This window comes from Hymenobacter terrigena (genome assembly GCF_054776515.1).
In genome coordinates this window covers 1,397,864-1,423,602 of sequence record NZ_BAAHBU010000001.1, presented here as the reverse complement: position 1 = coordinate 1,423,602, position 25,739 = coordinate 1,397,864, and the positions used below count along the sequence as shown (strand labels likewise).

Below are 25,739 nucleotides of genomic sequence, written 5' to 3'. Positions count from 1 at the left end.
TTCTACAGCAGCTTGTCAATCGTGACGGGCAGGTCGCGCACGCGCTTGCCTGTGGCGTGGTAGATGGCGTTGGTAACGGCGGCGGCTACGCCCAGCAGGCCTACTTCGCCCAGGCCTTTGATGCCGAGCGGGTTGACTTTATCGTCTTCCTCGCTCACGAAAATTACGTCGATGTCGTGGATGTCCGCGTTCACGGGGACGTGGTATTCGGCGTAGTTGTGGTTCATGTAGCGGCCGAAGCGGTGGTCCATTACCGATTCTTCCATCAGGGCCGAGCTGATGCCCCAGACTACGGAGCCGAGGACTTGGCTGCGGGCGGTTTTGGGGTTGATGATGCGGCCGGCGGCCACGGCATTCACCACGCGGGTGACGTGCACGGTCATCAGCTCCGGGTCCACTTTCACTTCCACAAACACGGCGTTGTGGGCGTGCATGGAGTATTTCGGCGGCTTCAGCGCTTCCAGCTTGGCCAGCACGGTGGAGTTTTCAGCTTCGATTTTGGGCTCGCCGCTGGCCTGCACGAGGTCGCGCAGCACGACGGCCTGGGTTTCGTCGGAGCGCAGGCGCAGCTGGCCGTTGGCAAATTTCACGTCGTCGATTTTGGCGTCTTTGAAAGCCGGGTGGTCCATTTTCTGGGCCTGCTTTAGCAGAGCTTCGCCTAGCTTGGTGCAGGCCTCCACCACGGAATTGCCCACGGAAGCAGCCGTCCAGGAACCGCCTTGCAGCGGCGACTCGGGCAAGGTAGTGTCGCCCAGCACAAAGGTGACGGCTTCGATGGGCAGGCCCATGCTTTCGGCCGCAATCTGCGTCATAATGGTGTAGGTGCCGGTGCCGATGTCGTTGGTGCCGCTGCTCACGGTGAGGTGGCCATCGGCGTCAAGGCTGGCTTTTACTACGGCGGGCTGCTTGGAAGCATCCCAGATGCCGCCGCCCATGCCCCAACCCACCAGCAGCTTGCCGTCGCGCATCGAGCCGGGCTCGGCGGTGCGTTTTTCCCAGCCGAATTTAGCTGCGCCCTCGGCGTAGCACTTGCGCAGGGCTTTGCTGGAGTAGGGGAGGTTTTGCGCTTGGTCGAAATCGGAGTAGTTGCGAATGCGGAATTCGAGCGGGTCGAGGCCGGCGGCGTAGGCCATCTCGTCCATCGCAATTTCCAAGGCAATAGAGCCCGAGGCCGCGCCGGGCGCGCGCATGTCGAGCGGCGAAAACACGTCGAGCTTGCTTAGGCGGTAGCCCAGCTCCACGTTTTTGCAGTCGTAGAGCGTGCCGCTCCAGCCCACCACGTTTTCGGTGAAATCCTCAAACTGCGAGGTTTCGGCCACGGCAAAGTGGTTGATGCCCGTGAGTGAGCCGTCGGCCGCCGTGGCAAGGGCTACGTGCTGCAAGGTTTCGGGCCGGTGGCCGAAGCTGAACATCTGCTGGCGGGTGAGCGACACGCGCACCGACCGCTCCAGTTGCAGCGAGGCCATCACGGCCAGAAACAGCTGGTACTGGGGCCGCAAACCAGAGCCGAAGCCGCCGCCGGTGTACTTCGAAATTACGCGGGCCTGGTCCTTGTTCAGCCCGAACACCTTCATCACGTACTGCTGGCTGTTGAAGGCACCCTGCGTTTTGTCGTAGATATTCAGGCTCTTATCGACCAGCCACTCCACGGTGCTCGCGAACATCTCCATGGGGTTGTGGTGCTGGGCGTGGTGCGAGTACTGTGCCTCCATGTGGGCCACGCCCTCCTTCCAGCCCTTGCTAAAATTGCCGCGCGACTTCGGGGGCTTGTAGCCGGTTTTGCCCCGGCCAGGCTCATACGCCTCGTCGATGTGCTTCACCAGCTCGGTTTCGTGCGCTTCTTCCTCGTATTCAATGTGCAGGATGGACGCGGCATAGCGGGCCAGCTCAAAGGTGTCGGCCACCACCAGCGCCACGGGCTGCATACTAAACTTGATTTCGGCGTCGTGCAGCGGCCTAAAGGGCGAGCCGCCGGGGGCCACGTCGTCCTTATAGCTGCGGTCGAGAAAGGCGAAGCCAGGCACGTTTTCGTGCGTGAAAACCTCCTGCACGCCCGGCAGCGCCCGCACCGGCGCGGCATCAATTTTCGTGATTTTGCCCTTGGCAATTGGGCTGCTCACCACGTAGCCGTAGAGCAGATTGGGGACGTTGAATTCGGCGGCGTACTTGGCGGTACCGGCCACTTTAGCTGGGCCATCGACGCGGTTGGTGGGTTTGCCGATGTAGTCGGTGGTGTGGCTCATGGGTTAGAGTTTTGGAAGGCGTTGGCGTCGAACGCCTGATTCATTTCGGTGGCTTGCTTGAGCGCGCGCACGATGGCACGCTTGGCCAGCTCAATCTTGAAGGTGTTGGCCCCGTAGCCTTTGGCGTTTTCGAGCACCTTGGCGGCCACGCGGCGGAAGGTGTCGGCCGTGGCGTGCTGGCCGACGAGCATCGCCTCGGCCTCCTTGTCGCGCCAGGGCTTGTGGGCCACGCCGCCCAGCGCCAGGCGGGCATCCTTGATGAGGGTGCCTTCCAACTCCAGCGCCGCTGCCACGCTCACCAGCGCGAAGGCGTAGCTGGTGCGGTCGCGCAGCTTCAGGTAGCTGAAATTGGTTGAGAAGCCCTTGGCCGGCAGGTCGAGGCCGGTGATGAGCTCGCCGGGCTCCAGTGTATTGTCGCGCTCGGGGTGGTCGCCGGGCAGGCGGTGGAAATCTTCAAACTTGATGGTGCGCTCACCGTTGGGGCCGCTCACGCGCACAGTGGTGTCGAGGGCGGCCAGGGCCACGCACATATCCGAGGGATGCGTGGCGATGCACTGGTCGCTGGTGCCCAGGATGCCGCACACGCGGTTGTAGCCGCCGATGGCCGAGCAGCCCGAGCCGGGCTCGCGCTTGTTGCAGGGCGTGGCCAGGTCGTAGAAATAGTAGCAGCGGGTGCGCTGCATCAGGTTGCCGCCATCAGTGGCCATGTTGCGCAGCTGCGGGCTGGCCCCGGCCAGAATGGCCTGGTTGAGCAGCGGGTAGCGTTTTTCTACCTCGGGATGCCAGGCGGTGTCGGCGTTGGTGGCGAGGGCGCCGAGGCGCAGGCCGCCATCGGGCAGGTTTTCGATGGTGTCGAGGCCCAGCTTTTTGAGGCCGATGAGGTGCGTGGGACGGGCCACGTTTTCCTTCATCAGGTCAAGCAGGTTGGTGCCGCCGCCGATGTAGGCCGCGTCGTCGTGTGCGGCTTTGTCCTGCACGGCGGCCTCCACGGCCGTGGCTTGGGTGAATGTGAAAGGGTTCATCTTACTGAAATGAGGAGTGAAGGATATTACTTCGGCGGTTCAACCGGGGCCATGTCCGGCTTTGTTGCGCCGGCCGACCAGGCTTTGTCCTCAATGATTAATCCTTCGCTGTTAAGCACTTCCATGACCGCGCTCAGGATGTTGCTGTAGGCGCCGCAGCGGCAGATGTTGCCGCTCATCAGCTCGCGCACTTCGGCTTCGGTTTTGGCCTTGCCTTCGTTGATGAGGCCCTGGGCTGAGCAAAGCTGGCCCGGCGTGCAGTAGCCGCACTGGAAGGCGTCGTGGTCGATAAACGCCTGTTGCAGTGGGCTGAGCTTGTCCTCGGTGCCCAGGCCTTCGATGGTCTGGATGTGCGAATCTTCGTGCATCACGGCCAGCGAGAGGCAGGAGTTGATGCGCTTGCCATCCACCAGCACCGTGCAAGCGCCGCATTGGCCGTGGTCGCAGCCCTTCTTGGTGCCGGTTAGGTCGAGGTATTCGCGCAGGGCATCGAGTAGGGTGGTCCAGGGCGCAATCTGGAGGGTGTGGGCCTGGTTGTTGATGTTGAGGCTAACGGCTTGCGTCGGGGCCAGGGCCTCCGGCGGCGGGGCCGGCGAGGCTTGGGTAACTTGGCTCATAATGAAAGAATAGCGTAAGGTTGTGGATACTGCTATTCGCCTACGGGTGCTTTCGGTCAGTGTTCTGCCTGTTAGCAGGGTTGGTCAGGCAAGGCGCTCGGGTAAGCACAACCAAGCAGCTGGGAAAGGCTAATAATCAATTAGAATGAAGATGATATGAAAATTTGGGCAATTCTGAGAAACTCCCGCTGCGGGCTGCACCACATCCGTAAAAGGGTTGTATTAGCAGAAATATAGCGTATTGGCCCAGTCCTTCTGTCCTGCCATATTGCTGCCATTTATTCGCTCACCAGCTACCAGCCGGACGCCCGTTTTCCGAAACGGCGCTACCTTCCCGCCCCATGAAAATCCTTTTAGTTGAAGACGAACCCTCGGTAGCCGCCTTCCTGCACCAGGGCCTGACGGAGCAGGACTACACCGTCGACCTCGCCGCCGATGGCCTGCTGGGCCTGCGCCGGGCCCAGGAAAATCGGTATGACTGCCTGATTCTCGACCAGATGCTGCCCGGCCTCAGCGGCCTCGAAGTGTGCCGGCAGGTGCGCGCCCACGACCCCGGCGTGCCCATTCTCATGCTCACCGCGCTGGGCGAAACCGACGACAAAATCCGCGGCCTAGACGCTGGGGCCGACGACTACCTCGTCAAGCCTTTCGCTTTCGATGAGCTGCTGGCCCGGCTGCGCGCCCTCGTGCGCCGCCGCACCGAAGCCCCCGCGCCCAAAGCCATTCTGCATCTGGCCGACCTCAGCCTCGACCCCGGCGCCAAGCGGGTGGAGCGCGCCGGCCAGGCCATTCAGCTCACCGCCCGCGAGTTTGCGCTGTTGGAGTATCTGCTGCGCAATCAAAACCGCGTGGTTTCGCGGGCCGATTTGTTGGAACACGTCTGGGATTTGAGCTTCGATACGGGCTCGAATGTGATTGACGTGTACATCAATTTCCTGCGGAAGAAAGTGGATAAGGGTTTTGAGCCCAAGCTGATTCATACGCTGGTGGGGATGGGGTACGTGATGAAAAATGAGGGGTAGTCAGCCTCGCAATGACAGCCGATTACCCTGCCAGTTTCTGAATAATGTCCATTCGCCTCCGCCTTGCTTTGCAGTTCGGGACCATTCTGGCCGTGACGCTGCTGCTGTTTGCGCTGGTTATCTATTTCGCCACGCAGCAGTCGCGTCGAAATGCGTTCACTCAGAGCCTGTTCAAGCGCACGCTGGTAGTCGGGCACGCCTATGTGGCGGGCCAGGAAGGTCGCACCGATGCCGGCGAAGAAGCCTCGTACCGCCGTTACCTGCGCCAGCTCTACCGCACGCTGCCGGCCGAGCAGGGCCGGGTATATGACGCCGAAAACCAGTTGGTTTTCCGGGAAGGGCAGGGGGCGGCCCGGCCCGCGCCACCCGCGTGGCTGGCCGAAGTGCGCCGCAACGGCCAGGCCGTGCTCGAGCCCGAAACCAACTACCACGAAACCGTGGGCCTGCTCTACCGCGATGCTCGCCTGGGGCCGCTGGTGGTAGTGGCTTCTTCAATAGACGAGGACAGCCGCCAGCAGCTGAATGAGCTGCGGCGGCTGCTGGCGCTGGGCTTCCTGGTGGCGGTAGTGGTGGCGGGGGCGGGCAGCTGGTTTTTTGCGGGGCGGGCGTTGCGGCCCCTGCGCCGCATGGTGCGCGAAGTCGACGGCATCACGGCCACCGACCTCAGCCAGCGCCTGACCCGCACCGGCGAAACCACCGACGAAATCGGCCTGCTCACCCAGCGCTTCAACCGCCTGCTCGACCGTCTGGAAGCGGCCTTCGTGGGCCAGCGCACCTTCGTGCGCGACGCCTCGCACGAGCTGCGCACGCCGCTCGCAGCTCTCATCGGCGAACTGGAAGTTTCGCTGCTACAGGCCGAGCGCCCGCCCGCCGAGTACCGCCGCGTGCTGCAAAGCACCCTCGACTCGGCCCGCCAGCTCAACAACCTCACCAACGGCCTGTTGCAAATTGCCCGGGCCTCCGATGACCCTTCGCAGGTGCCCATGGCGCCGGTTAGCCTCGACGACTTGCTGCTGCAGGCTCACGAGCAGCTGCTGCGCCGCCATCCCACCTGCCGCGTCGACCTGGATTTCGGCGAGGCCGAATCCTTCGTTGTGCGTGGCAACGAGGCGCTGCTGCTCTCGGCCGTGCTCAACGTTCTGGACAACGCCTGCAAGTTCTCGAAAGACACGGGCGGTACGGTAACGGCCACGCTGGCCCGCCGCCACAAGCACCTCTCGCTGCTGGTGAGCGACGAAGGGCCGGGCCTCTCGGCAGCCGACTTGCAGCAGGTTTTCGTGCCGTTTTTTCGGGCGGCCTCGGCGCGGGCGGTGCCGGGGCACGGCATCGGGCTGCCGCTGGCGGCCCGCATTATGGCCTTGCATGGCGGCACCGTGCGCGTGGAAAGCGAGCCCGGGCAGGGCACGCAGGTATGGCTGGAATGGCCTGTTCCGTCGACGTAAAGCCTGGTTTTTGGATTTTAATCCCCTTTTAATTTGCCTTTAATTCGGCCTTAATAGCGCCCGCGTAACCTTGTGTTCGGTATTGCCGCCAAGCTCCTTTTTAAGGCTTGGGGCACGCTGCAACCCCAAGGTTATGACCCAGGTAATTTCTTCGCCGGCCCAGACGGGGACTCCCATCGCGCCGCCCGCTGCCCCCGCCGAGCCCCGGCCGAAAGCATCGTTATTCAGCACCATCGGGCAGGATGCCCCGGCGGGGCTGGTGGTGTTTCTGGTGGCGCTGCCGCTGTGTCTGGGCATTTCGTTGGCCTCGGGCGCGCCGCTGCTGGCGGGCGTGATTACGGGCATCGTGGGCGGGGTGCTGGTGAGCGTGCTCAGCGGCTCGGCGGTGAGTGTGAGCGGGCCGGCGGCCGGCCTCACGGTGGTGGTGCTGTCGGCTATTTCCACGCTGGGCTCGTGGCCGGCGGTGCTGGCCGCTACGGCCGTGGCGGGCGTTATCCAGATTATTCTGGGGCTGGCGCGGGCGGGCATCATTGCCCTGTATTTCCCGGCGGCGGTTATTCGTGGGATGTTGGCCGCCATTGGTATTATATTGATTCTGAAGCAGCTGCCGCACTTCTTTGGGGCCGATGCCGACTATTTTGAGGACATGAACTTCCTGCAGTTCAATGGCATGAACACGTTCTCGGCCATTGGCGCGGCCATGAAAGGGCTGAGTCCCGGCTCGGTGCTGGTGGGCGTGGTGTCGCTGATTATCCTGCTGCTTTGGAATACGGCCCCGGTGAAGCGCCAGTCCTGGTCGCGGCTGGTGCCGGGCGCGCTGGTGGCCGTGCTGGCCGCCGTGGGCATCAACCAGCTGCTGAAAGCCGTGGCGCTCGATATGCAGGTGCGCCCCGAACACCTGGTGAAGCTGCCGGTGCTGTCGTCGCTGGGCCAACTGGCCCGCGAGATGACCTTCCCCGATTTCAACGCCCTGCGCAACCCTGCTACCTACGGCGTGGCCTTCACCATTGCCATCGTGGCCTCGCTCGAAACGCTACTCAGCGTGGAAGCCGTGGACAACCTCGACCCGCAGAAGCGCCATACGCCTACCAACCGCGAGCTAATGGCGCAAGGCGCGGGCAACCTGGTAAGCGGCCTGCTGGGCGGCCTGCCGCTCACGGCGGTTATCGTGCGCTCGTCGGCTAACATCGCGGCCGGCGCGCAGAGCAAAATGTCGGCTTTCATCCACGGCCTGCTGCTGCTCACGAGCCTTCTGTTTCTGGGCGCGGTGCTGAACCTGATTCCGCTGTCGGCGCTGGCGGCGGTGCTGCTGATGGTGGGCTTCAAGCTGACCACGCCGGCCCTCTACCGCAAGCAGTGGCAGCTGGGCCGCGAGCAGTTCATCCCCTTCATTATTACCATTGTGGCGGTGCTCTTCACCGATTTGCTGAAGGGTGTGAGCATTGGGCTGGTGCTGGGCTTCTTCTTCATTCTGCGCGATAATGCCAAGGCCGGTTCCTACCTGCGCCGCGACGACTCGGCGGACAACGCCGAAAGCCCCAATGCTCCCCTGCACCTGCGCCTGCCCGAGCATGTTTCCTTCCTCAACAAAGCCAGCATTGTGACCACGCTGGACCAACTGCCCGCCAACAGCCGTGTCATCCTCGACGGCACCCGTTCCGACGTCATCGACCACGACGTGCTCGAAGCCATCGAAGCCTTCCGGCAGGCCGCCCCGGCCCGGGGCATTGCGTTGGAGTTGCGCGGCATCCGGCAGGTGGCGCTGGGGGCGCATTAAAATTGCCCGAACATTATGCCAGGTGCAGCAAGGTATGACGTTCAATTTCTGCCTGGCCTAATTTCATTTTCTATCAAACATGACCGAAAAAAGCACTGGCCAGATGCAGAAGCTACCTGGTGATTCATCAGCATCTGGCGCGGCGGCCAGCACCGGCGAAACGCCTGGGGTAGTTGCCGTGACTACGCTCACGATGTCGCGCGGCACGCGGCCGTTCATCACCGGCCGTGCGGCTAGTGGCGTGCACAACTACCGCCGCCGCAGCGCCTGAACGGTGTCGGAGCTGCGCCCGTAAACGCTGCAGATAAGAAGTATCACTACTCACTGGCGCTACCTTGGCAGTGCCTTTTCGCTTTGCCGCCCGGCCGGGTTGCCAAGCACCATGCGCCGGAAAAGCTGCTTCGGCAGCGCAATTGGCGCTAAAAATTCCCTCACTATGGCTGGAATCAGCAAAATTCTCGAAAACAATAAGAAATGGGTTTCCGACCGCAACGCTTCGGACCCCAACTTTTTTAAGAACCTGGCCAACGGCCAGAAGCCGAAGTACCTGTTCATCGGCTGCTCCGATTCGCGGGTGCCGGCTTCGGGCATTACGGGCACGGGCCCGGGCGAGATGTTCGTGCATCGCAACATTGCCAACCTGGTGGTGCACAGCGATATGAACCTGCTTAGCGTGCTGCAATACGCTGTGGAAGTGCTGGGCGTGCAAGACATTCTGGTGGTGGGCCACTACGGCTGCGGCGGCGTGGCCGCAGCGGCCGCAAACAAGCAGTACGGCCTGATTGATAACTGGCTGGTGAACATCCGCGACGTCATCCGGCTGCACGAAGCCGAATACCTGCGCATCAAGGACGACAAGCAGCGGGCCCGCCGCCTAGTGGAGCTGAACGTGATTGAGCAGGTGCGCAACCTCGCCAAAACCAACATCATCCAGAACGCCATGCGCGGCGACAACCCGCCCCGCTTGCACGGCCTCGTCTACGACATCGCCGATGGTGTGCTCAAAGACCTGAACGTGGACGGCCGCGACGTGATGGATGCCATGGAGCACATCTACGCTACCGAGGCTGCGACTCCCGAAGTCGAAAAAGACAAAGACGCCAATTCCTACGACGGCCCCAAGCACGACCCGGCCAAAGAGGCAGCAGTAGTTGATAAGAAAGTTGTAGCCGAAAAGAAATAGGCACACCCGACCTTTCCGTTTTTCCCGAATCCCTACCGACCACCCACAAAAAAGCCCTGCCGCGCATTGCGGCAGGGCTTTTTTGGGTTTCGGGCAAGCAAGTGGGCCCGGTTACTTGGCGGCTTGCAGTTCCTGCGTGGCTTTGTCGACGGCAGCCTGGGCTTCGGCGGCGTGGCCGCGGCTGGCCTGGGCTTTGTTGGCGGTCTGGAGCAGGCCCAGCACCATGCGGTCGGCGCCGTAGGCTTTGTACTTCACGCCGAGGTCGCGCAGACGCGTCACACCTTCGGCAAAGGCCGTTGGGTCGTCGAGGCGGCCCATCATGCCAGCCATGGGCTCGGCCAGGCTGAACTTGGCCTGGGGGCGGGCGGCGTCGAATTTATCGCGTACGTAAGCCCATTCGGCGGGGCCACCGGCCTGGGCGTAAGTGGCCACTACGGCTTGTGCGAGGGCGCTTTGGCTGTCATTTTCCAGCGCTTTGGCACGGATCAGGGCCTGGGCCGGCTGCACCATGGCCAAGGCGCGCAGGGCGGCACCCTGCACGCTGTACGACTGGCTGTTGAGTTGCTTGGTGAAGTACTTCTCGTCCTTCTTGTCCTTCAGCTTGGCCAGGGCGCCGAGCAGCGAGGCCTGCACCCAAGGTTCCTTTTCGGTGGCTGCCAGCTTGCGCAGGGCAGGCGCGGCCACTTTGGCCACGTCCTTATTATCCAGTTTCAACGCCTCCACAGCGGCTAAGCGGTTGTTGTAGAACTTGTCGTTGAGAGCGGCCAACAGCGTGCTGCGATTGGCTGCAATGGTCTGGTCTTTAGCGGCCGCGTCGATGGCCTCGCGGCGGTCAACAAACAGCGGTGCATGGGCGTACTGGAAGGCGTACTCGGCGGCCGTCTTGTTGTCGGTTTTCAGCCACAGCGTCTTCTTGTTGGCATCCACGTTCACCAGGTCGGGCTTGGCCGACAGGGGCATGGTGAAGGTCTGGGTGGCCTCCGTCATGGTCACGGGCTGGTGCATCACCTTGCCGTCCACGTAGTAGTCGATGGTGAAGGGCAGGCGGAAGGTCTGGCCGGCCTGGGTCTGTTTCACGGTCACCGTTTCAGCCTTTTTAGCCGCATCCCAGGCATAGTCGATGGTCACGATGGGATGGCCGGGGGCGAAGTACCACTGGTTCCAGAACCAGTTCAGGTCTTGGCCCGACACGGCTTCAAAAGCCAGACGCATCTGGTGCGCCTCGCCGTTGCCGAGGGCATTATCCTTGAGGTATTTCTGGAGTCCGGCGAAGAATACATCGTCGCCGAGGTAGGTGCGCAGCATGTCCATAATGGCCCCGCCCTTCTGGTAGCTTACGAGGTCGAAAACCTCCTCCTGCTCGTCGTAATGGAAGCGCACGAGGGTTTTTGCGGCATCGCGCGGGCTTGCCAGGTAGCGGCGCAGGTAGCGGTAGTAGTGCGCATCGGCGGCATCCTTGCCGTATTTATGTTCGGCGTAGAGGCCTTCCGAAAAGTCGGCCATCGTCTCGTTCACGGTGATGTTGGACCAGCTTTCGGCCGTCACGTAGTCGCCGAACCACTGGTGGAACAGCTCGTGCGCAATCACCGATTCAGAGCCGTATTCGCGGTCAATCAGTTCGCGGTCGGTCATTTGCACCTGCTCGCCGTGCAAGGTGGCGGTGGTGTTTTCCATGGCGCCGCTCACGTAGTCGCGGGCCACAATCTGGGCATACTTGTTCCACGGAAACTCCACGCCGAGGCGGTTGGAGTAAAACTCCATCATGTCGGGTGTGTTGCCGAAAATCTGCTTGGCGAAGGGCGCGTACTTGGGTTCGAGGTAGTAGTTAACCTCCTTGCCGCGCCAGGTGTCCTTGTAAATTTTGAAGTCACCCACGGCCATCATAAACAGGTAGGGGGCGTGGGGCAGCTCCATTTTCCACACGTCGGTGCGCAGGCCGGGGCCGGCGGGCGTGCTGCTCACCATGCGGCCGTTGCTGAGCGTCACGTACTTGGCGGGCACGGTCATCGAGATTTCCTCGGTGGTTTTCTGGTTGGGGCGGTCGATGGTGGGGAACCAGGCCGACGAGCCTTCCGTCTCGCCCTGCGTCCAGATTTGGACCGGCTTGCCCTTCACCGTCGAATCGGGGTTGATGAAGTACAGGCCCTTGGCATCCGTAATGGCGGCCGAGCCCTTCACTTTCAACTCGTCCGGCTTCGACACGTAGTCGATGTAAATCGTGTACTCCTCGCCCGGCTTGAAAACGCGGCCGAGGTTGATGCGCAGGTTCATGCCATCGGCGTAATCATATTTTAGCGGGGTTTGCGTAGTGCCGTTCATCAATGCCACGACGTTGATGTCCATGCCTTTGGCATCGAGGCGGAGCGTGTCGGTGGGGTAGGCGTGGGGCTTGAGCGCGACCCACTCCTTGCCCAGCAGGTGGCGCTTAGCGTAGTCGAAACGCACGTCGAGCTTGGTATGCACCAGGTCGTTGACCTTGGTGGCCGAGGCGCGGTAAGGGGATTCAGGCTTGGCCGTCGGCGGGGTGGGAGCCTGTGCAAAAGCCGGGCTGGTGGCCGCCAGGCCCAGCAGGCCCAGCGCGAAAAGGTGCTTCATGGAGAAACGAAATGGAGAAATGGGAGTTTCGCGCGAAGGACGCGGGTAACGGGCCAACGTTGCGGCTGGAAGCACGAAAGTAGCGTGCCCGGGCGAGACGGCCCTGACGATGTACGGACTCGCAGAGTTCACGCTATAGTAGCTTTGCACCCCCACCAACCCACCAATGAATGCGACTTACGCACTACGCCAGCCCATTTTTTTGCACACTTTTCACTTTTAACGCCCTGGCCCAAAGTACCCCGGCCGACAGCGCCCGCGCCCTCAACGAGGTGACCGTGTACGGCACCCGCCTCGACCAGGTGGCTGGCCAGACCGGCCGCTACGTGACCGTGGTTCCCGGCCGCACGCTCAGCCAGTACCCGGTGGCCTCGCTTGATGATTTGCTGCGCTTGCTGCCCGCCATCGAGATGCAGAGCCGGGGCAACTTCGGGACGCAGGCCGACATTACGCTGCGCGGCTCCACCTTCAATCAGGTACTCATTCTGCTGGATGGGATGCGGCTGAACGACCCGCTCACGGGCCACTTCGCGGGCTATCTGCCCATCACGCCCGCCGAAATTGAGCAGATTGAAGTGGTGCGCGGCCCCGGCGCGGCCCTCTACGGCCCCGACGCCGTGGGCGGCTTCGTCAACATCGTCACCAAAACTTTCGCCGCCACGCACCGCCCCGATGGCGTGGAAATCGGTGGCACCTTCATGGCCGGCGAGTACGATTTGAAAACCACCAACGCCGGCTTTTACGGCCAGGACAAGGGTTTGCGGCTGGCCGGCGGCATTCTCAACAACACCGCCAGCGGCCAGCTGCTGAACCTGCCCGGCGGCGGGCGCAACGACTTCAAGCTGAATACCTACTCGCTCTCGGGCGCTTATCAAATCAGCCCCAAGCTGAGCGCCGCCGCCCGTGCCAGCTTCGACCGGCGCGACTACAACGCCCAGAACTTCTACACGACCAACGCCGGCGACCGCGCCCGCGAAACCACCTCGCGCGACTGGTACCAAGGGCAATTGCGCTACGACTGGAACACCCGCGCCCGCACCGAGCTGCAGCTGGTGGGCACCTCCAGCACCGACGACTACCTCTACACGCCCGCTTCCGTGGCCAGCAGCCACCTCATGCACTACCTCAACGTGCAGGCCCAGCACCAGCTGCGCTTTTCCGACAAGGTGCAGCTGACCCTGGGCGGGCAGGCCGACCGCCGCCGCGTGCGCAGCAACGACCAGGGCATTCACGCGGTGTGGCACCAGGGGGCTTTTGCCGTGGCTGGCCTCATGCCCACCAGCGGCCTGAGCGTCACGGCGGCCCTGCGCCTCGACCACGACCAGGCTTATGGCACCGAAGTAGTGCCCCAGCTCACCGCCAGCCAGCACCTGAGCGACAAGCTGACGGTGCGCGGTGCCGTGGGCCGGGCTATTCGAGCGGCCAATTTTACGGAGCAGTATTATTCGTCCATCCGGCCGGGCACGGTGCCCACGGGCTTCAATGTGGGCAACCCCCACCTGAGCGCGGAGCGCACCTGGAGCTACGAAGGCGGCCTCGATTTCCAGCCGCTGCCGGCCCTCACGCTGCGCGGCACCTATTTCAACCGCTACGGCCGCAACCTGATTGACTACGTGAGCCAGCCCGGCGCGCAGGTGATTGCGGCTACCGGATTGACCAACCTGAACCCCGCCGCCACCTATCGCCTGGCCGAAAACCTGTTTGCCGTGAGCACGCAGGGGCTGGAATTTGAAGCCAGCACCCGCGCGCAATTGAGCAAGGGTCTGCGGCTTGAAGGCAGCGTGGGCTACACTTACACTCACCTGAATATCGACGGCAACATCACGTCGCAATACCTGAGCAACGTGGCGAAGCAGCTAGTGAGTGGCAGCGTAAGCCTGGTGCACCGCCGCTTCACGGCCAGCCTGGGCGGGGTGTATAAGCAGCGCACCGGCCAACAAACCGTGGCCAGCGCCACCGTGAACGATGCCCAGCTTACGCCCGATTACGTGGTCATCAACGGCCGGCTGGATGTGGCGCTGCTGCCCGAGCGCCTGTGGGTAGTGGCCCAGGCCCAGAACTTGTTCGACGCGAAATACTCCGACCTGCTGGGCGCCCAAATGCCCGGCCGCTGGCTGATGGCCGGCGCGCGGCTGGCGCTGCGGCGGTAGGGGCAGAGCCGCGCCGCCGCAGCGGCTTGGAGCAAAGGAAATAAGAACGGCCTGCTGAGCGCAACGCTCAGCAGGCCGTTCTTTTTGGGCTACCCAACGCCACCGCTGGCCCGTGCAGCCGCCCGGCCTTACCTTTGCCCCATCAATTCCTCCTCCCGGAAGGATTGTTTTTATACAGAGGCGCTGAGAGACAGGCTCGACGACGCGCCGGCAACCACCCGCAACCGCGGACCGGTGCCAATTCCTGACCATATAAAAACAACTGCCGTGCCCGCTGTTTCCGCTGCCTCGCTTGCTTTTTCTGGTGTTTTTCGTTCCCGTTCGTTGCTGATAGGCCGAATGCGGATGGGCTGTTGTTGCTGTTGAGTGCGGGCACTCGCGCCGCGTAGCTGACGCTGCGGCCGGCGCATACCAATTCCTTTTTACGGGCTTTTTGCTTTGCGGCACGGCCGCCCCGGGTGGGGCGGTGGCGTGGCGCGTTTCTATCTGTTTATGTTAAAAAAATCACTGGAGCTGCTTCGCGCGGAAGCAGCCGAAACGGGGGCGAATACGCTCAAACGTAGCCTGAACGGCGTGAGCCTGATTGCCATTGGCATCGGCGTTATTATCGGGGCGGGCCTGTTCTCGCTCACCGGCATTGCGGCCGCCAACAATGCCGGGCCGGCCGTTACCATTTCCTTTATTGTGGCCGCCGTGGGCTGTGCTTTCTCGGCGCTGTGCTATGCCGAGTTTGCGGCGCTGGTGCCCGTGTCGGGTTCGGCCTACACATATTCCTATGCCACGATGGGCGAGCTATTTGCTTGGATTATTGGCTGGGACTTGGTGCTGGAGTACTCGGTGGGCGCGGCCACGGTGGCCATCAGCTGGTCGCAGTACCTCATCAAGTTTCTGGGAAAATACGGGCTGCATATTCCGGCGCGGCTGGTGATGTCGCCGTTTGAGTCGGCCACGCTGGCCGACGGCAGCACCGTGCACGGCTACGTAAACGTGCCGGCCATGCTCATCGTGCTGGCCATTACGGCCATCGTCACGCGGGGCACCAAGGGCTCGGCGTGGTTCAACGCGCTGGTGGTGGCCCTGAAGGTGGCCGTGGTACTGGTGTTCATCGCGCTGGGCTGGCAGTACATCGCCCCCGCCAATTACCAGCCCTACATCCCGGCCAATACGGGCACCTTCGGCGAATTCGGCCTGAGCGGCATTCTGCGCGGGGCAGGCGTGATATTCTTCGTCTTCATCGGCTTCGACATCGTGGCCACCATGGCGCAGGAAACCAAGAACCCGCAGCGCAACATGCCCGTCGGCATCCTCGGCTCGCTGGCGGTGTGCACGGTGCTGTTTGTACTGTTTGGGCACGTGCTCACGGGCTTGGCCAATTACACCGAGTTCAAGAACAGCGCCGCGCCGGTGGCCATTGCCATCGAGAAAACGCCCTACGCCTGGCTGTCATCGGCTGTGATTCTGGCCATTCTCGTCGGCTACACATCGGTGATATTGGTTGATTTGCTGGGGCAGTCGCGGGTGTTTTTCTCGATGTCGCGCGATGGGCTGCTGCCGCCGGTATTCTCGCGGCTGCATCCGAAATTTAACACGCCGTTTCAGTCCAGCCTGCTGCTGGGGTGCTTCATTGCGCTATTTGCGGGCTTCGTGCCCATTTCGGTGGTGGGCGAAATGACGAGCATCGGCACGCTGCTGGCCTTCGTAATGGTGTGCCTCGGCGTGCTCATCATGCGCAAAACCAACCCCGATGCGCCGCGCTCTTTCCGCACGCCGTGGGTACCGGTGGTGCCCATCCTGGGCATCGTGGTATGCCTCGTGATGATGGCCTCATTGCCGTGGGAAACCTGGCTGCGTCTCATCGTGTGGCTGGCGCTGGGCATGATTATCTACTTCGGCTATGGCAAGAAGAACAGCAAGCTACGGCTGGCCCGGGAGGCGGTTGGGAGAGTTAAGAGCGAGCTTATTGTTAACTCCTGACTCTTCAATGCGTGGTGAGCCCGTTTGCGTCCAGCTCCTCATCATCACGCACCCGGCCGAGGTCGCCTTCCAGGTCAATCTCACCGGCATCGGGAGTGGGAGTGAGGGGGCGTTGCTTGTACACATCCACGGCCCCGCAGCGGTCGAGGACGGCGCGGCCCAGCTCGGCTTCTGCGGAGGTGGCGGTTTCGATGGTGACCACGGCGTGCTCGGGGCCGGTGGCGGCGATGTGAGCGTGCGCATCATCCAGTTGACTGCCACTGAACAGGTCCGTAAAAAACCGCGTCACGCTTTCGCGGAAGGGTTCGGGGGGGGCGCCGGCATCGGGCAGGTTCTGGGCCTGGAGGGTTTCCTGAGTGGCAATATGGATGGTGCCAGGGGCGAGGCCGGCCGCCTGCGCCTGGGCGGCGGCAAACTCGGCTTCGGAGGCACTGGTGAACAAACCGACGATGATGCGGGCCATGAGAAAGTGGGGGAGGATGTGCCGGTTCTACGGCGGCCCCGGCGGGCGGTTGTGGCGCGGGCGGCGCGGCCCACGCCACAACCGGCTACTTCAGCACCTTGCAGCGGCTGGGCAGGCGGCCGGCTGTGATGAGGGTGTTGAAGTCGGTGGTGGGATTGGCGTAGGCGGCGCGGGGGCCGCAGTCGCAGAGGGCCGTGAGCGGGTCGCGGTCCACAATCAGGGCATCCATATCAGCCAGTGAGGGCGCGGTGGTCAGCTGGGCGTAGTCGGCGTAGGTGAGCTTGAGGAAGGCCACGTTCGGGCCGATGCCCCGGTTATCGAGCCAGTAGCCCTGGGCCAGCGCGGTGGGCTGGGACAGGTGGCCCGACACGTCGGACGGTGCGGGGTAGGCCACGATGCTGCGGCGGTCATCGCTCAGCGTCACGGGCACCAGGTCGTGGTAGTCGGCCCTGGTTTTGTAGAGGATGGCGGGGGCGCTGGCCGCTAGGGGCTGCGGTTTTGCCAGCGGCGACTTGGCTACGCGGCCGGTGCTACAGCCGGCTATCGTGGCGATAATCAGGTACAGGGTCGTTTTCATGCTGCTGCTTATTCTACCGAAATCTTTTTGCTGATAAGGCCCGCGCTGGTGGACAGCTGCACGAGGTAGAGGCCGGTGGGCAGCCCGCCCACCGGAATAGCCAGCGGCGTGGCCGCCGGCACGCGGCGGGTCTCGTACACCACCTGCCCGGTGAGGCTCAGCAGGCGCACGGCGGCCACGGCGGCCGGCAAGGCGCGCACATCCACGGTCAACACCTCGTGGGCGGGGTTGGGGAAGAGGCCTACCTGGGCGGCCAGGGCCGCCGGTGCGGTGGCCGTGGCCGCCGCCCGGCTCACGCTCATATCAAACAAATACGTGCCGATGTTGCCGGCGAAATAGGGCGCTACTTTCACGTAGAGCGTGCCGCCGTTGCCCAGCGTGATGGGGCCGGGCATCACATCGTCGTAGGTGGTCGACCAGGTGGTGCCGCCGTCCAGGGAGTAGGAAAAGAGGGCGTCGAGCGAGTAGGTCTGGCCGTTGGCGCTGCTGTAGGAGTCGTGCAGGCGGGCCGTGATGCTGTAGCTGTTGCCGGCCGGCAGGTTCACACGGTAGTAATCCACGTCGGTGGTAGCGTGGCAGTTGGAGCCGGTGGTGGCGCGGGTGGCCGCATTATTGGTAAACGTGAGGGCCAGCGGGGCGGCGGTGGTCACGGCGTCGTCGGGCTCGAAGGCGTCGGCCTGGAGGGCGGCGGCCTGCACCGTCACCCGCGTGGGGTTCTGGAACGTGCCGGTGCCGGTAAGCTGCCAGGTGGTGGCGGCGGTCGGCTTGTGCAGCACGGCCAGCAGGTAGGTGCCCGGCGCGGCCGTGATGCCGGTGGTGCTAAACGTGAGGTACGGGGCCTGATAAGTATAGCCGGCGGGCAGGCCGGTGGTTTCGTTATAGGTGTTGATGGTTTGCACGAAGCTGCCATCGAGATTATACAGATTGACCTGGTACTGCCCGGTGAAGGTGCCCGTGCTGGCGTTGGCAATGTTGAGGTTGACGGATGCGGCCTGGCCCTGGGTGAAGGTGGCCGGCGTGGCGGTGATGGCCGAGTTCAGCCGGATGGTGTTGGCGTTGCCTACGGTGATTTGGGGCAGGTTGGTGTAGCCGTTGCGGTCGGCCACCAGCAGCCAGTTGCCGCCGCTGGGGCGGTAGAAGATGCCGATTTTGTAGGTGCCCGGCAGCACGCTGAACAGGCCAGCGGTGGCAAAGCTCAGGTTGCCGGTGTAGGTGTAGCCGGCGGGCAGGGACTGGGCGGTTTTGGTTTCCACGTAGTCGACCAGGGCATTGTTGAGGTCGAATACGGCGGCGCAGTAGTCGCCGGCGAAGGCGGCCGTGCCGGTGTTGATGAGGTTGGTGCTTACCGAAAATGCCTGCCCGTAGGCCAGGGCCGGAGCCGATAGCGTCACGGTATTATTTAGGGCCATGGCGGCGGTGGGGGTGGTGGTGCCGCCGCCCTGGGTGGTGCCGGCCGGCGGCTGAATGCCGATGATGGCCTGCTGGCCGCTGTTGTAGCTGCCGGCGCCGCCGCCGGTGCCCAGACCGGCGGGGTTCACGGCATTGATGGAAAAGTAGCCGTCGTAGGCCCCGCCCCAGCCCCAGTTGAAGTGCAGGAAGTTGTTGGCATCGTAGCCATCGGCCACGAAGCAGTGTCCGCCCCCGGTACCGAAGCCCGCGTAGATGATGGGCCGGCTGGCATCGAGCTCGGTTTTCATCAGGTTTAGCCATTGCGCGTCGGTGTAGGGCTGGCGCAGCAGGCCCTGCATGGTGGGGCGGTAGCCGAAGTAGGTTTTCAGGGCATACTCGGCGCAGTTGGGCACGTTGGTGGCGGCCGATATCACGTAGGCATTGCTGGAGTGGGCGCTGTAGCCCATGTCCTCGCTCACGCCCACCTGGTACATGAGGGTGGCCACGGCGGTGTTGGCCGAGGTCACGGAGTTCGGCATGGCCGTCCATTGGTAGGTGGTGGTGCCGAAGTTGGCCGAGAGCGTGCCGAAGCTGGCCGTGTTGTAGGAGTGGAAGCCCGCGCCGGTGGCCGGGTAGTTCCAGTATTTCATGATTTGGGCGGTGGCGGTGGCCACGCAGCCGGTCACGGAGCGTCCGCCGCCGGGGGTGTCGTAGGGGCAGAGGTCGTTGTAGTACGGCGACTGGTTCCAGCGGGTGGCCACCAGCGGGGCCACGGCCGCGGTGGCGCTGGGCCGGCTGGCCGTGCCGGGCGTGCCGCTCAGCAGCTGCTGCCACGCGGCTGTGATGTCGGGCGTAGCCGCTACGTGGGTGGCCACCACCCGGCGAATGTCGGCGCGGTAGCCTTCCAGCCACTTGGCCACCTGCGGGGCCAGGTGGGCGGCATCGAAACCGGACTGGTCGGAGTAGCCGAGGATGGGCGTCACCTGGTCGTCGGCGGCCACCAGCACGAAGCCCGGAGCCGGGGTGGCAAACACGTAAAACGCCGCGGCCGGGGCCGCCCCGCCCATTTCGGCGCGGTAGGCCAGGGCGAGCGGGGCGTCGGCGGACAGGCCGTGTGCGGTGCGCGTGGCCAGGAACGCGGCACCCGCGCGGCGGGCCGTGGCCTCGTCGATGGGGGCCGCGGCGGCGGGCCGCAGCCACACCAGCAGGAACAGTAGCAGGAGTAGGTTTTTTTTCATGGCACAGAAAGTTGAGTGGGACGCTGGGAGCGAAAACTACCCGGCGGCGGCGGTTAAGTCGGGCAATAGTCTAGCAGCCGGGGAAAAAAGTCGACCGGCCCGGCTGCGGGTCGACCAAGCCGCCGTTTGTGGCGCTACGGTGGCGGTTATGTCCAAATAGTTCTTGCCTTTTGCGCATCCATCCACCATCCCCCACATACCTACTGCATGGCCCAAGCCAAATACGCCGCCCGGTTCGAGAACTTCTTCGAGAAACTGCGCCTTAACCGCGACCAGTTTGCCGACATGGCTGCCTTCACCCTGCAAGCCCTCCAGCAGGCCGCCAACGGCAAGTACAGCGCCGCGGCCGAGGCCCTCAAAACGACCTCGCCGACTACCGCGCCGCCCACGCCGGCCAGCTCTCCGGCGAGAGCCAGGCCGGCACCGTCACACTGGCCCAGGCCCTAGAGGACTTCAAGGCTTACGCGAAGCGGATGGAGTGCAAGGTCATCAACCCCACCTACGAAGTGGGCAGCCCCGACCTGCTGGCCATCTTTCCCAAGGGCCGCGCCGCCCTCACCAAGAGCAACCAGAGCAAGGTGGAAGACGCCTTCACGGCCTTTCTCGATGCCTCGATGCCCAGCCCACCGCTTTCACCTCGCCTCAGCGCTCGGAGGGCCGGAAGGTGCTCGAAGCGCTTTCAGCCGCGCTGTGCCGCGCCGATGGCTTGGCCAAAACCGCCGGCACCCAGCGCATCAACCTGCACGACGGCCGCGCCGCCACCTGCCTGGCGCTGTTCCAGGTTTACCTCACGCTGCTGCTCGAATTTGCGACGCAGCCGGAGCGGGCTACCCCCGTTTTTCGACTTCAGCAAAGCCGAAATGGGTGGGGGCAAAAAGGCCAAGCTGCCCGTGCCCGCCACCCCAAAAGCTAACCAACCCTGTTTTTACGCGAAAAGCCCTTTCCGGAGGCCCGGAACAGGCTTTTCTGTACGGATGGGGTACTCCGGGGCTCCGGAACGAGCATTTCCGTCCGGCGAAGCCCACTCCGGAGCGCCGGAGCGACCATTTCCGAGCAGCGAAGGGCATTCCGGAGTTCTAGATGTTTCCCTTGGCCGACGCGCGTCGCCGGCACGTCGCCGACCAAGGGCGTCCACAGGCGGGGTGACAGCTGCCGGTGGCAGAATTTCAGCCAACCATCATCCCCGGCGCGGTACCTTTACACTTGCATTATCCGCCGAACTTTTACCCCATTCAGGTAGTTGGCGGCGGAATTCCTAAGCTCATCGATGGACACCACCCAATACCCCGGCCTGATACCTTCGTACGAACACGAGCGCCTGGCGGCCCTGCAGCCCTACCAGGTGCTGGGCACGCCGGGGCAGGAGGTGTTCAATGATTTTGTGAGCATCGTGGCCAAGCTCTTCGACATGCCCATTGCCCTGGTGAGCTTGGTGCGGGCCGACGACGTGGTGTTCGTCGGCAACGAGGGGCTGCCCGATGCCTTGGTCGTGAACCGCGAAGACAGCATGTGCTCGGTGGCCATCCTCAGCGAGGGCCTCACCGAGTTCCGCGACATCGCCGCACAGCCCTGCGCCCTTGTCAATCCCTTCGTGGCCCAGCAAATGCATCTTGGCTTCTACGCCGGGCAGGCCCTGCACGCCCCCAATGGCTTGGCCGTGGGCAGCCTCTGCATCATCGACCGCCGCCCCCGCCAGCTCACCCCCTCGGAGGGCCTTTTGCTGAAAGACCTGGCCCAGGTAGCCCAGGAGCTGCTGCGCCTGCAGGCCGCCCTGGCCGCCGGCTTCACCGTGCCCGAGGCCCTGCCCACCCGCATCGATGCCACCGTGCAGCAGTCACTCACCCGCCTCGCCACCCTGGCCGAGCTGAACCAGTGGGAAGCCGCCGACACTGAAGAAGCACGGCAATACGCCGAGTCGCGCCTCGACGAAGCCCGCTACCTGGCCCAGACGCTGCACCGCGAACTCCAAGCCGTGCTGGCAAAGGCATAGGGCAAGGCGGGGCCGCTTTCGCCGGAGCCCCCCCAGAACCAACCTCATTACCCCAGGTTGCCCGGAAAACTACTGCTTGATGTATTTCGTGGTCACCCACCGGCCCGTCCCGGCCTCCTGCAAGCGCAGAAAATACACGCCGGCTGGCAGCAAGGGCAGCTCCACCTGGCTGGTTGTTACACTGGCCTCATATACCACATTGCCCAGCGCGTTGCGCAGCTGGAGCGGCCACGGGCCGGTGCCGTTCAGGCCGGCCAGAGAAAAAGCATTGGTCGTGTTGGGGTTGGGGTAAAGTTGGATTTCAGCCTGGGAGAGGCCGGCTTTCACCGTCGCCACGGGCGAGTACGTTGCCTGGCCATCCACATCCACTTGCTTGAGGCGGTAGTAGAGCTGGCCGGTGGCGGTGGTGCGGTCAAACTGCTCGTAGGTGCGCGGCAGGCTGGTGGTACCGGCTCCGGCCACGCGGTAAGCCGCATTCCAGACGGTGCCGTTGATGCTCTTCTCCACGTCAAAATAGCTGTTGTTCAATTCGCTGGCCGTGGCCCAGCGCAGAGCCACGCCGCCGGCTTGCGGCTGGGCCGAAAAGCTGACCAGGGTGACCGGCAAGGGGGCCGACGCGTACGCCACCGTGCGGCTGGAAATGCCGGGGCCGCTGATGGTGACCCCCGAAACTTTGGTGCCGAAGGAAGCCGGCGTAGCGGTGGCGTAGTCGCAGGTGTTGCGGTACTGGTTGCGGTTGGTGGTAGCCGTGCCGCTGCCGCCCGCGGTGGGCAGCGCAATATTGGTGAAATTGCCGGAAGCCTTCGTGTTGTCGAACGACACCTGGAGGTTGTAGAGATTGGCAGGCCTATTGCCGGCAAACGTTACTGCGTATTCGTAAACCAGGTCGTAATTGTAGCCATTCGTGCAGCCCGATGCATTGGTCGAGTAAATCGATTTGGGCTTTGCGTTGATGGTTACGGAGTATGCCTTATTGCCATTTTGCGCCGCGTCGGCCACCACAGTCACCTGCGCCTGGCAGTTTAGGGAGCCCAGCAGCCCGAAAGCAAGCAGCGTAGTTAGCGGAGAAAACGGGGCGCGAAAGCAGGACAAGTAGGGCACTGGAATGATAAAGCTTACAGAAAAAGGGAGTGACGACGAGCGTAGGCGATAGGCAAAATTTTGCCTATTTAGTATTTAAAGAATACAAAGCTACCGGGCGGCTATGGTTCAGCTTTCGCCTTTTCGCCCAACCTGGTGGTTTGGGCCGTGAACCGGGTTAATCAGTCCTTGAAATATTTAGCGCCCACTGATTCGATACCTAAATCCAAGAACTAGCCGGGCAATTGCGCACGCCGGGCAGCAGGCCTATAACTGACGGCTTGGCATTCTCAAAACCGACCTTTTCTCCGGTTACCTTTGTTGATTCCCTGCGTCGATAATCCCTCGGCGCAGTCCTCCAATCAACCTGAATTCTGTGATAGTTTGCATTGCCGAAAAGCCTAGTGTCGCCCGTGAAATTGCCACCGTGCTGGGTGCCACCCGCCGCATGGACGGCTACATGGAAGGCAACGGCTACCAGGTCACCTGGACCTTCGGCCACTTCTGCCAGCTCAAGGAGCCCGACGACTACCAGCCCGAGTGGAAGCGCTGGAGTCTGCACAACCTGCCCATGATTCCGGATTCGTTCGGTATCAAGCTCATGCGACGCGACGAGGGCGTGGTGAAGCAGTTCCACACCATCAAAAAGCTGGTGGACGAGGCCACCGAAGTGATAAACTGCGGCGATGCCGGACAGGAAGGCGAGGTGATTCAGCGCTGGGTATTGATGGAGGCCAAGTGCCGCAAGCCTGTGAAGCGCCTCTGGATTTCGTCGCTGACGGAGGAGGCTATCCGCCAGGGCTTCCAGAACCTGCGCGAGGCCAAGGAATTCGACAGTTTATACCAGGCTGGCAAAAGCCGCGCCGTGGGCGACTGGCTGTTGGGCCTCAACGCCACGCGCCTCTTCACCCTCAAATACACCACCTACCAGGACAAGCAGCTCCTGAGCATCGGCCGGGTGCAAACCCCCACGCTGGCCCTGCTGGTGGAGCGCTGGCACGAAATCCAGAACTTTAAACCCGAGCCGTATTGGGTGCTGAAAACCGAATACCGGGGCACCCTCTTCAGCCACATGGCCGCGCCGGATAAGGCGAAGGATGCCGACGCCGCACCCGACACCAAGAGCCGCCTGCGTGCCCTGGGCTATTTCGTGACCGAAGAAGAAGCCCGCGAAGCCCTGGAAGCCGTGCGCCCTGCCCCGCTGCGCGTGACGGATGTGGAAATCAAGAAAGGCCGCGAATCCCCGCCGCGTCTGTTCGACTTGACCTCCCTGCAAGTGCAGTGCAACAACCAGCTGGGCCTCTCGGCCGAGGACACGCTGAAAATCGTGCAGGGCCTGTACGAGAAAAAAGCCGTGAGCTACCCGCGCGTCGATACCACCTTCCTGCCCGACGACCAATACCCGAAAATTCCCGGCATCCTGCGTGGCATCGGCTACGATGCGCTGACCAAGCCGCTGCTGGCCGCCAAGATTCCAAAGACCCCCAAGGTTTTCAACAACAACAAAGTCACCGACCACCACGCCATCATCCCGACGGGTGCGGCCGGCCCCGGCGGCGGCATGGAAACCAGCGTGTACGACATCATCGCGCGTCGCTTCATTGCCGCCTTCTACCCCGATTGCGAGGTGAGCAACACCACCGTGCTGGCCGAAGCCGCCGAGCGCCCCTTCCGCGTGCGCGGCCGCCAGATTCTGAACCCCGGCTGGCGCGTCGTCTACGGCGACCCCACCCAGCAGGCCGCCCCCAAGCCCGCACCCGCCCCGGGAGCCGCTGGCGCAGCCGAAGCCGATGACGACGCCGTTTCTACGGTCCTGCCCAACTTCGTGAAGGGCGAAAGCGGCCCTCACGACCCGCGCCTGGAAAGCAAGATGACCCAGCCGCCCAAAGACTATACCGAAGCCACGCTGCTGCGCGGCATGGAAACGGCCGGCCGCAACATCGACGACGAAGAACTGCGCCAGGCCATGAAGGAAAACGGCATCGGCCGTCCCAGCACCCGCGCCGCCATCATCGAAACGCTGTTTAAGCGCAACTACATCAAGCGCGAAAAGAAGCGCATCGTGCCCACGCCCACCGGTGTGGAGTTGATAGGTTTGATTCGGAATCCGACCCTGAAATCGGCTGAGCTCACGGGCCAGTGGGAGCACAAGCTGCGCCAGATTGAGCGCGGCGAGCTGTCGTCGGAAGGGTTTTTGGGCGAGCTCTCGGGCCTGGTGCGCGAGATGGTGGCCGAGGTGAAGAACGACGGGCGCGGCCGCATGGTCACGTCCGGCAGCGCCGAGCTGGCAGTGCAGCAGGCCCAGGCCGGCAGCAGCAAAGTGCCCGCCGGCATGACCGGGGCCAAAACCACGAAAGCCCCCGGCGCGGCCATACTCCCCGGTGCCAATGGCTTGGGCTACTGCCCGGCGTGCAAAACCGGCCACGTGGTGCGCGGCAAAGCCGCTTTCGGCTGCGTGCGCTTCCGCGAGGGCTGCACCTTCCGGCTGCCCATCGAAATGCACGGCAAAAAGCTGAGCGACCCGCAGGTGAAAGCCCTGCTCGCCAAAGGCCGCACGCCGGTGATGAAAGGCTTCATCGGGGCCGAGGGCCAGAAGTTTGACGCGGCTATTGGCCTCGACAACAGCTTCCAGCCGATGCTGCTGCAAGTGGCCGACAGCAAGCCCGGCGCCGCCCCCGACTCGGGCCTGATTCCGTGCCCGGTGTGCAAGCTCGGCACCATGCTCAAAGGCAAAACGGCCTACGGCTGCTCGCGCTTCCGCGAAGACTGCCAGTTCCGCGTTGCCTTTGAATGGGGCGGCAAGCAACTCACCGAAACTCAGCTCAAGCAGCTGCTGCGCAAGGGCGAAACCAGTGTTATTCGCGGCTTCATCTCGGCCAAAACCGGCAACAAGTACGATGCCGCGCTGAAGGTGGAGGAGGGGCGCGTGGTGCCGGTGTTTGGCTGATGATAGCAACTTGAGGCGTAATTGCCTCAA

19 protein-coding genes and 1 riboswitch are annotated in these 25,739 nt (G+C 63.3%); of the genes, 11 read left to right on the top strand and 8 right to left on the bottom strand.

Annotated elements, in window-relative coordinates:
• Positions 1–2 precede the first annotated feature (2 nt).
• The 3 genes from ACYU7Q_RS05845 to ACYU7Q_RS05835 are packed head-to-tail and all read right to left on the bottom strand — an operon-like array spanning position 3 to position 3,882.
• A complete protein-coding gene (locus tag ACYU7Q_RS05845) occupies positions 3–2,243 on the bottom strand; it encodes a xanthine dehydrogenase family protein molybdopterin-binding subunit (RefSeq protein ID WP_460608490.1) in 2,241 nt (746 codons plus the stop codon).
• Positions 2,240–3,265, bottom strand: coding sequence for an FAD binding domain-containing protein (locus ACYU7Q_RS05840; RefSeq protein ID WP_460608489.1), 1,026 nt, complete (start codon positions 3,263–3,265; stop codon positions 2,240–2,242). The genes ACYU7Q_RS05845 and ACYU7Q_RS05840 overlap by 4 nt, the downstream gene beginning before the upstream one ends.
• A gap of 26 nt (positions 3,266–3,291) precedes the next feature.
• Positions 3,292–3,882 carry a (2Fe-2S)-binding protein gene (locus ACYU7Q_RS05835; protein ID WP_460608488.1) on the bottom strand — a complete coding sequence of 197 codons (591 nt, stop codon included), beginning with the start codon at positions 3,880–3,882 and terminating at the stop codon, positions 3,292–3,294.
• A 341-nt stretch (positions 3,883–4,223) separates the two neighbouring features.
• On the opposite strand from ACYU7Q_RS05835, the gene ACYU7Q_RS05830 reads away from it, so the two are divergent.
• From ACYU7Q_RS05830 to ACYU7Q_RS05810, 5 genes are all read left to right on the top strand, one after another.
• The gene (locus ACYU7Q_RS05830) at positions 4,224–4,904 is read left to right on the top strand and encodes a response regulator transcription factor (protein ID WP_460608487.1); all 681 of its coding nucleotides are present in this window, start codon (positions 4,224–4,226) and stop codon (positions 4,902–4,904) included.
• A 44-nt stretch (positions 4,905–4,948) separates the two neighbouring features.
• Entirely contained in the window at positions 4,949–6,346 is a 1,398-nt protein-coding gene (locus ACYU7Q_RS05825; RefSeq protein WP_460608486.1) for a sensor histidine kinase, read from the top strand.
• 133 nt (positions 6,347–6,479) lie between these two features.
• Positions 6,480–8,123: a SulP family inorganic anion transporter gene (locus ACYU7Q_RS05820; RefSeq protein ID WP_460608485.1), complete on the top strand. Its 1,644-nt coding sequence runs from the start codon at positions 6,480–6,482 to the stop codon at positions 8,121–8,123.
• Between the two features lie 79 nt (positions 8,124–8,202).
• Positions 8,203–8,394 carry a hypothetical protein gene (locus ACYU7Q_RS05815; protein ID WP_460608484.1) on the top strand — a complete coding sequence of 64 codons (192 nt, stop codon included), beginning with the start codon at positions 8,203–8,205 and terminating at the stop codon, positions 8,392–8,394.
• A 165-nt stretch (positions 8,395–8,559) separates the two neighbouring features.
• Entirely contained in the window at positions 8,560–9,306 is a 747-nt protein-coding gene (locus ACYU7Q_RS05810) for a carbonic anhydrase (protein ID WP_460608483.1), read from the top strand.
• 111 nt (positions 9,307–9,417) lie between these two features.
• On the opposite strand, the gene ACYU7Q_RS05805 is transcribed toward ACYU7Q_RS05810, so the two are convergent.
• Entirely contained in the window at positions 9,418–11,901 is a 2,484-nt protein-coding gene (locus ACYU7Q_RS05805; protein ID WP_460608482.1) for a M1 family aminopeptidase, read from the bottom strand.
• 170 nt (positions 11,902–12,071) lie between these two features.
• Here ACYU7Q_RS05805 and ACYU7Q_RS05800 point away from each other — a divergent pair, with 170 nt between their 5' ends.
• Both ACYU7Q_RS05800 and ACYU7Q_RS05795 read left to right on the top strand, forming a co-directional pair.
• Positions 12,072–14,051, top strand: coding sequence for a TonB-dependent receptor plug domain-containing protein (locus tag ACYU7Q_RS05800; RefSeq protein WP_460608481.1), 1,980 nt, complete (start codon positions 12,072–12,074; stop codon positions 14,049–14,051).
• Positions 14,052–14,218: 167 nt separating this feature from the next.
• Positions 14,219–14,310: riboswitch (SAM riboswitch) on the top strand.
• A 233-nt stretch (positions 14,311–14,543) separates the two neighbouring features.
• Positions 14,544–16,025: an amino acid permease gene (locus ACYU7Q_RS05795; RefSeq protein WP_460608480.1), complete on the top strand. Its 1,482-nt coding sequence runs from the start codon at positions 14,544–14,546 to the stop codon at positions 16,023–16,025.
• A gap of 4 nt (positions 16,026–16,029) precedes the next feature.
• Here the strand turns inward: ACYU7Q_RS05795 and ACYU7Q_RS05790 are convergent, their stop codons facing one another.
• From ACYU7Q_RS05790 to ACYU7Q_RS05780, 3 genes are all read right to left on the bottom strand, one after another.
• Entirely contained in the window at positions 16,030–16,488 is a 459-nt protein-coding gene (locus ACYU7Q_RS05790; protein WP_460608479.1) for a hypothetical protein, read from the bottom strand.
• 85 nt (positions 16,489–16,573) lie between these two features.
• Positions 16,574–17,065, bottom strand: a complete 492-nt coding sequence (locus ACYU7Q_RS05785; RefSeq protein WP_460608478.1) for a hypothetical protein — start codon at positions 17,063–17,065, stop codon at positions 16,574–16,576.
• A gap of 8 nt (positions 17,066–17,073) precedes the next feature.
• The gene (locus ACYU7Q_RS05780) at positions 17,074–19,692 is read right to left on the bottom strand and encodes a thiol protease/hemagglutinin PrtT (RefSeq protein ID WP_460608477.1); all 2,619 of its coding nucleotides are present in this window, start codon (positions 19,690–19,692) and stop codon (positions 17,074–17,076) included.
• 207 nt (positions 19,693–19,899) lie between these two features.
• Between ACYU7Q_RS05780 and ACYU7Q_RS05775 the strand changes: the two genes are divergently transcribed.
• The 3 genes from ACYU7Q_RS05775 (at position 19,900) to ACYU7Q_RS05765 (ending at position 21,682) form a co-directional block, all read left to right on the top strand.
• The gene (locus ACYU7Q_RS05775) at positions 19,900–20,139 is read left to right on the top strand and encodes a hypothetical protein (RefSeq protein WP_460608476.1); all 240 of its coding nucleotides are present in this window, start codon (positions 19,900–19,902) and stop codon (positions 20,137–20,139) included.
• Positions 20,140–20,356: 217 nt separating this feature from the next.
• A complete protein-coding gene (locus tag ACYU7Q_RS05770) occupies positions 20,357–20,605 on the top strand; it encodes a hypothetical protein (protein WP_460608475.1) in 249 nt (82 codons plus the stop codon).
• Between the two features lie 354 nt (positions 20,606–20,959).
• Positions 20,960–21,682 carry a hypothetical protein gene (locus tag ACYU7Q_RS05765; RefSeq protein ID WP_460608474.1) on the top strand — a complete coding sequence of 241 codons (723 nt, stop codon included), beginning with the start codon at positions 20,960–20,962 and terminating at the stop codon, positions 21,680–21,682.
• A 69-nt stretch (positions 21,683–21,751) separates the two neighbouring features.
• Here the strand turns inward: ACYU7Q_RS05765 and ACYU7Q_RS05760 are convergent, their stop codons facing one another.
• Positions 21,752–22,774 carry a T9SS type A sorting domain-containing protein gene (locus ACYU7Q_RS05760; RefSeq protein WP_460608473.1) on the bottom strand — a complete coding sequence of 341 codons (1,023 nt, stop codon included), beginning with the start codon at positions 22,772–22,774 and terminating at the stop codon, positions 21,752–21,754.
• 364 nt (positions 22,775–23,138) lie between these two features.
• On the opposite strand from ACYU7Q_RS05760, the gene ACYU7Q_RS05755 reads away from it, so the two are divergent.
• Complete coding sequence (locus ACYU7Q_RS05755; RefSeq protein WP_460608472.1) at positions 23,139–25,709, top strand: type IA DNA topoisomerase; 2,571 nt, start codon at positions 23,139–23,141, stop codon at positions 25,707–25,709.
• The last annotated feature ends 30 nt before the right edge of the window (positions 25,710–25,739 follow it).

Excerpts from the sequence above, each read along its gene's own strand:
- ACYU7Q_RS05795 (WP_460608480.1), top strand. The coding sequence starts at position 14,544 with ATGTTAAAAAAATCACTGGAGCTGCTTCGCGCGGAAGCAGCCGAAACG.
- ACYU7Q_RS05765 (WP_460608474.1), top strand. The coding sequence starts at position 20,960 with ATGGACACCACCCAATACCCCGGCCTGATACCTTCGTACGAACACGAG.
- ACYU7Q_RS05840 (WP_460608489.1), bottom strand. The coding sequence starts at position 3,265 with ATGAACCCTTTCACATTCACCCAAGCCACGGCCGTGGAGGCCGCCGTG.
- ACYU7Q_RS05835 (WP_460608488.1), bottom strand. The coding sequence starts at position 3,882 with ATGAGCCAAGTTACCCAAGCCTCGCCGGCCCCGCCGCCGGAGGCCCTG.
- ACYU7Q_RS05820 (WP_460608485.1), top strand. The coding sequence starts at position 6,480 with ATGACCCAGGTAATTTCTTCGCCGGCCCAGACGGGGACTCCCATCGCG.
- ACYU7Q_RS05825 (WP_460608486.1), top strand. The coding sequence starts at position 4,949 with ATGTCCATTCGCCTCCGCCTTGCTTTGCAGTTCGGGACCATTCTGGCC.
- ACYU7Q_RS05810 (WP_460608483.1), top strand. The coding sequence starts at position 8,560 with ATGGCTGGAATCAGCAAAATTCTCGAAAACAATAAGAAATGGGTTTCC.
- ACYU7Q_RS05785 (WP_460608478.1), bottom strand. The coding sequence starts at position 17,065 with ATGAAAACGACCCTGTACCTGATTATCGCCACGATAGCCGGCTGTAGC.
- ACYU7Q_RS05775 (WP_460608476.1), top strand. The coding sequence starts at position 19,900 with ATGGCCCAAGCCAAATACGCCGCCCGGTTCGAGAACTTCTTCGAGAAA.
- ACYU7Q_RS05800 (WP_460608481.1), top strand. The coding sequence starts at position 12,072 with ATGCGACTTACGCACTACGCCAGCCCATTTTTTTGCACACTTTTCACT.
- ACYU7Q_RS05790 (WP_460608479.1), bottom strand. The coding sequence starts at position 16,488 with ATGGCCCGCATCATCGTCGGTTTGTTCACCAGTGCCTCCGAAGCCGAG.
- ACYU7Q_RS05830 (WP_460608487.1), top strand. The coding sequence starts at position 4,224 with ATGAAAATCCTTTTAGTTGAAGACGAACCCTCGGTAGCCGCCTTCCTG.
- ACYU7Q_RS05815 (WP_460608484.1), top strand. The coding sequence starts at position 8,203 with ATGACCGAAAAAAGCACTGGCCAGATGCAGAAGCTACCTGGTGATTCA.
- ACYU7Q_RS05780 (WP_460608477.1), bottom strand. The coding sequence starts at position 19,692 with ATGAAAAAAAACCTACTCCTGCTACTGTTCCTGCTGGTGTGGCTGCGG.
- ACYU7Q_RS05845 (WP_460608490.1), bottom strand. The coding sequence starts at position 2,243 with ATGAGCCACACCACCGACTACATCGGCAAACCCACCAACCGCGTCGAT.
- ACYU7Q_RS05805 (WP_460608482.1), bottom strand. The coding sequence starts at position 11,901 with ATGAAGCACCTTTTCGCGCTGGGCCTGCTGGGCCTGGCGGCCACCAGC.